The 4,005-nt window shown below is 63.4% G+C and carries 6 protein-coding genes; 2 read left to right on the plus strand and 4 right to left on the minus strand.

Annotated features, from left to right (window positions below; all coding sequences use genetic code 11):
* The coding region (locus tag EOA29_RS27935; RefSeq protein ID WP_145969834.1) for an FAD-binding oxidoreductase at positions 1-826 on the plus strand (826 nt) is incomplete at its 5' end.
* A gap of 65 nt (positions 827-891) precedes the next feature.
* Positions 892-1,095 carry a hypothetical protein gene (locus tag EOA29_RS27940; RefSeq protein ID WP_126093559.1) on the plus strand — a complete coding sequence of 68 codons (204 nt, stop codon included), beginning with the start codon at positions 892-894 and terminating at the stop codon, positions 1,093-1,095.
* A gap of 111 nt (positions 1,096-1,206) precedes the next feature.
* On the opposite strand, the gene EOA29_RS41695 is transcribed toward EOA29_RS27940, so the two are convergent.
* From EOA29_RS41695 to EOA29_RS27960, 4 genes are all read right to left on the minus strand, one after another.
* Complete coding sequence (locus EOA29_RS41695) at positions 1,207-1,611, minus strand: hypothetical protein (RefSeq protein WP_189479011.1); 405 nt, start codon at positions 1,609-1,611, stop codon at positions 1,207-1,209.
* A 330-nt stretch (positions 1,612-1,941) separates the two neighbouring features.
* Complete coding sequence (gene rbsK / locus EOA29_RS27950) at positions 1,942-2,886, minus strand: ribokinase (protein WP_126093558.1); 945 nt, start codon at positions 2,884-2,886, stop codon at positions 1,942-1,944.
* A gap of 4 nt (positions 2,887-2,890) precedes the next feature.
* Entirely contained in the window at positions 2,891-3,343 is a 453-nt protein-coding gene (locus tag EOA29_RS27955; RefSeq protein ID WP_126093557.1) for an RbsD/FucU family protein, read from the minus strand.
* A gap of 27 nt (positions 3,344-3,370) precedes the next feature.
* On the minus strand, positions 3,371-4,005 hold a 635-nt coding region (locus EOA29_RS27960), incomplete at its 5' end, for a TOBE domain-containing protein (RefSeq protein ID WP_127221894.1).

Consider the following 4,005-nt stretch of genomic DNA (forward strand, 5'->3'; position numbering starts at 1 on the left):
GCTTGCGGCCCGCAAAGGCGTCAGGATCGTGGAGAATTGCGCGGCGCGAACCTTGGAAATCTCGGCCGGCAGGGTCAGCGGCGTGTGGACCGAGGCGGGTCACATCGAGACGTCCAGCGTTCTGGTCGCGGGTGGTGCGTGGTCTTCCCTTTTCCTGAGAAGACATGGCGTCTCCATTCCCCAGCTCAGTGTAAGGTCGACCGCGGCTGCGACGGAGCCAATGCCTGAAATCCATGCAGGCGCCGCGTCGGGAGAACATATCGCCTTCAGACGCAGACAGGATGGCGGATACACGCTCGCTCCGGGAGGCAGCCATTTGCTCCACCTGGGGCCTGACGCATTCCGGCACGCGACGAAATACCTTCCCGCCCTCATGGCCAATCCTTTCGGCTCACGCTATTCGCCGGCCGCACCGGATGGCTACCCGGACAGTTGGTCGACGCCGCGTCATTGGACACCGGATTCTCAAAGTCCTTTCGAAAGAATGCGGGTGCTCAATCCGGCTCCGGAACGTTCCGGTCTCCGTTCGATCGAACGCAATTTCAGGCGCCTGTTCCCACAGCTCGAGTCGGTCCGCCTGAAGGCAAGCTGGGCAGGCATGATAGACGCCATGCCGGACGTCGTCCCCATAGTCGATCGCGTGCAGGCGATCATCGGCCTTGTCGTCGCAACGGGCATGAGCGGTCACGGCTTCGGCATCGGGCCGGGAATCGGTCGGGTCGTCTCCGACATGATCCAGGGAAACGAGATCGGCCACGATCTCACCCGCTTTCGCCTGTCACGCTTTTCTGACGGAAGCGCCATTCGGTTAGGCCCCTCTCTCTAGAGCCGCGGCAGGAACTAATCGCTTATTGTTCCGTTCCACCCAGAAGTCGAAATCGGGAGATTGAGATGACTGTGAGATGTCGCGTTTCGATTGACGACGCCAGGGATGTGGACGAGCTCGCTTTCCAGGAATTGCCGCGGGTGGGTGAAAGCGTATCCATGCCGGTCGACGGATCGAATATGGACCTTCGCGTTCTGCGCGTCGTGCATATGCCCGGCAGCGAGCAAGGCGCCGCGACGATGCTGGAACTGACCAGCAAGATTCTCTAGCGGCTTTTCCCCTGTTTCACTCGCCCAACACGACACCGGAGGAGACAATCTGGGCGGTTCGCTCGGTGAGCTTCTCGCGCTTTACAAGCGTAGGCTTTTCATAGGGCTTCTTCATCTCACCGTTCCGGAACCGGCGCTGCCTTGTGTTTGGTCAAGACAGTGAACGCGCGCGCACTCGTTGCGTTCCGAAGGACGGGTTGTGGCTGAATTCGGCCAGTCGTGGGCGCACGCGTGCCCCGACTGCGCTCGAACCGACTTGCGCGGACGCGCTCGATGGACTGGTGGCGTGGAATTTGCCGATACCAAATCTGCCTCAGTGCCCTGCGATTTCAGTTTGTAGATCAGCCGGACCGCCAGTCCGACGTATCCGACCTGAAGAATGATCATCGCAACAATGGCCCAGCCGAGCGCCCTCCAAGCCGAGCCTGTCTCCAGTTCAGCCCAGATCGCCGTAATGAACGACGTCGCGAACATGCCCACTAGAAATTGAGGAAATTGCATCGGCACGGCACCCAAGGCTTTGGCGTTTCCAGGCGACTCTCAACTCACCGTGAAAAAAGCCCGCCGCCCCATTTGCGGAGCGGCGGGCCCCCCAAATTTGCCCCCCGGCTACCGGGGCACGGTCGACCCCGGCATTGCTGACAGTGCAATTGCGGTGCCAGACACGATGACCCATTACGGGACACCTATGCGGTCGACGCAAGGCGTCGGCGCCAAATAACATTAACCGTGGCTAATATGTCACCGTATCGCCGCAAGAGACCGGATTGTGAGGATTGCGGCAGGCACCGGTCGGGCGCGGTGCTGGGAGCGCCCGTGAGGCTGCGCACGAGGCTGGCGACTGCTTCAAGCCTTCGCCAGCAGCGCCTCGACTTCCTCAAGCGTCGGCATCGACGGAGCCGTGCCCGGACGGGTCACCGAAATGCCGGCGACGGCGCAGGCAAAGTGCACCGCCTCCAGCGGCTCGACACCCTTGGCAAGTGCTGCCGCCAGGCCGCCATTGAAGGCGTCGCCCGCCCCCGTGGTTTCGATCACCGCGCCGGCATTGACCGCGCCTACATGTTCGGAACAGTCCTTGCTGTGCAGCAGCGCACCCTTCTCGCCAAGCGTCACGATGACGGTGCCGACACCCTTCGCCAGCAACGCGTCGGCGGCGCGGCGGGCATCCTCGATCGACGAAACCTTGATGCCGGTCAACCCTTCGGCCTCGGACTCGTTGGGCGTGACATAGTCGCAGAGCGCGTAGATGCTGTCCGGCAGCGTGGCGGCCGGCGCCGGGTTGAGGATGGTCGTCACCCCTGCTCCGCGCGCGATCTCGAGCGCCTTCAGCGCGGCATCGATCGGCTGTTCGAGTTGGGTGACGAAGACGCCGGCCGAGCGGATCAGATCGGCATGCGCCTCGATGTCGGCGGGCGAGATCAGCATCGCCGCACCCGGGCTGACGATGATGGCGTTGTTGCCGCTGCCCTCCTCGACGAAGATGTAGGCCGCCCCCGTGTAGCTGTCGGGCGTGTCGATCACCGCGCTTTTCACGCCGGCGCCTTTCCAGGTCTGCTTGGCCATGTCGGCAAAGGCATCGACGCCGAGCCGCGTCAGAAACGTGATGTCGGCGCCGAGCTTGCCGGCCGCCACCGCCTGGTTCGAACCTTTGCCGCCCGGTCCGAGCTTGAACGAATTGCCCAGGATCGTCTCGCCCATGCGCGGCTGGCGGTCGGCGCGATAGGCCGTGTCGGCGACGAAGACCCCCAAGATCACAACAGGCTTCATGACAACAGGCTTGCCGGCGGCCATCTCCTTACTCCGCATCCGGCGGAATGACGCCCTTGCGGAAGGCGAAGCAGCCATAGAAGCGGCGCTCGCCGGTCTGGATGACGCAGTATGCCTTCTTGGCGCGCTCGTAGAAGGCGTAGCGCTCGATCGAGATCATCGGCCAGGACTTGCCTTCGGCCGCGTCGATCTCCTTCTGCACCTCCTGCTGCACCGGCGGGATCTCGTTCGGCTTGCCGACGATCTCCATGCGTGCGGCGGCGTCGTCGACGAAGCTGTCCAGCGGATAGAGCGACAGCACCGCCTTCGCCACGTCGGCCGCCGGCGCATCGATGCGCAGCAGCTTGCCGAGCACGGTCTGCTTCGCGACGGAATCGGATGGGAAATTGGTGTCGGCGATGATCAGGTCGTCGCCGTGGCCCATCGCCCGCAGCGCCTGGAGCACGTCGGCATTGAGCAGCGGATTGATCCCTTTGAGCATGGTTTCCTCTTGGAAGTCTGTTTGCGGTCAGAGACGCTTGCCGGTCCCTGCGTCGAAGAGATGGACGTGGTCGAGGCGCGGCCTCAGTTTCAACGTATCGCCCGGCTTGAAGTCGTGCCGCTCGCGGAACAAGGCGACCATCTCGCCCTCGCCGAAGCGCACGAACACCAATGTCTCCGAGCCCGTCGGTTCGACCACCGAAATCGTGGATGCGACGCCATCGGGATGGATTTCCAGATGCTCCGGGCGCACGCCGTAGACGACGGCCTGTCCATCCTCGGTCCGGATGCCGGCTGGCATCGGAAAGGCCGAGCCCGCGATGTCGACCACGGGCTTCTCGCCCTTCTTCACCGTACCCTTGAGCAGGTTCATCGCCGGCGATCCGATGAAGCCGGCGACGAACAGGTTGGCCGGCCGGTCGAACAATTGCAGCGGCGCCCCGACCTGCTCGATACGGCCGTCGCGCATCACGACGATCTTGTCGGCCATGGTCATGGCCTCGATCTGGTCGTGGGTGACGTAGATGGTTGTGGTCTTCAGCCGCTGGTGCAGTTCCTTGATCTCGGTGCGCATCTGCACGCGCAGCTTGGCGTCGAGATTGCTGAGCGGCTCGTCGAACAGGAACACCTGCGGATCGCGCACGATGGCGCGACCCATGGCGA

Origin of the sequence: Mesorhizobium sp. M1E.F.Ca.ET.063.01.1.1 (genome assembly GCF_003998155.1) — a bacterium.
Lineage (GTDB): Bacteria > Pseudomonadota > Alphaproteobacteria > Rhizobiales > Rhizobiaceae > Mesorhizobium.

Excerpts from the sequence above, each read along its gene's own strand:
- EOA29_RS27940 (WP_126093559.1), top strand. The coding sequence starts at position 892 with ATGACTGTGAGATGTCGCGTTTCGATTGACGACGCCAGGGATGTGGAC.
- EOA29_RS27955 (WP_126093557.1), bottom strand. The coding sequence starts at position 3,343 with ATGCTCAAAGGGATCAATCCGCTGCTCAATGCCGACGTGCTCCAGGCG.
- rbsK (WP_126093558.1), bottom strand. The coding sequence starts at position 2,886 with ATGGCCGCCGGCAAGCCTGTTGTCATGAAGCCTGTTGTGATCTTGGGG.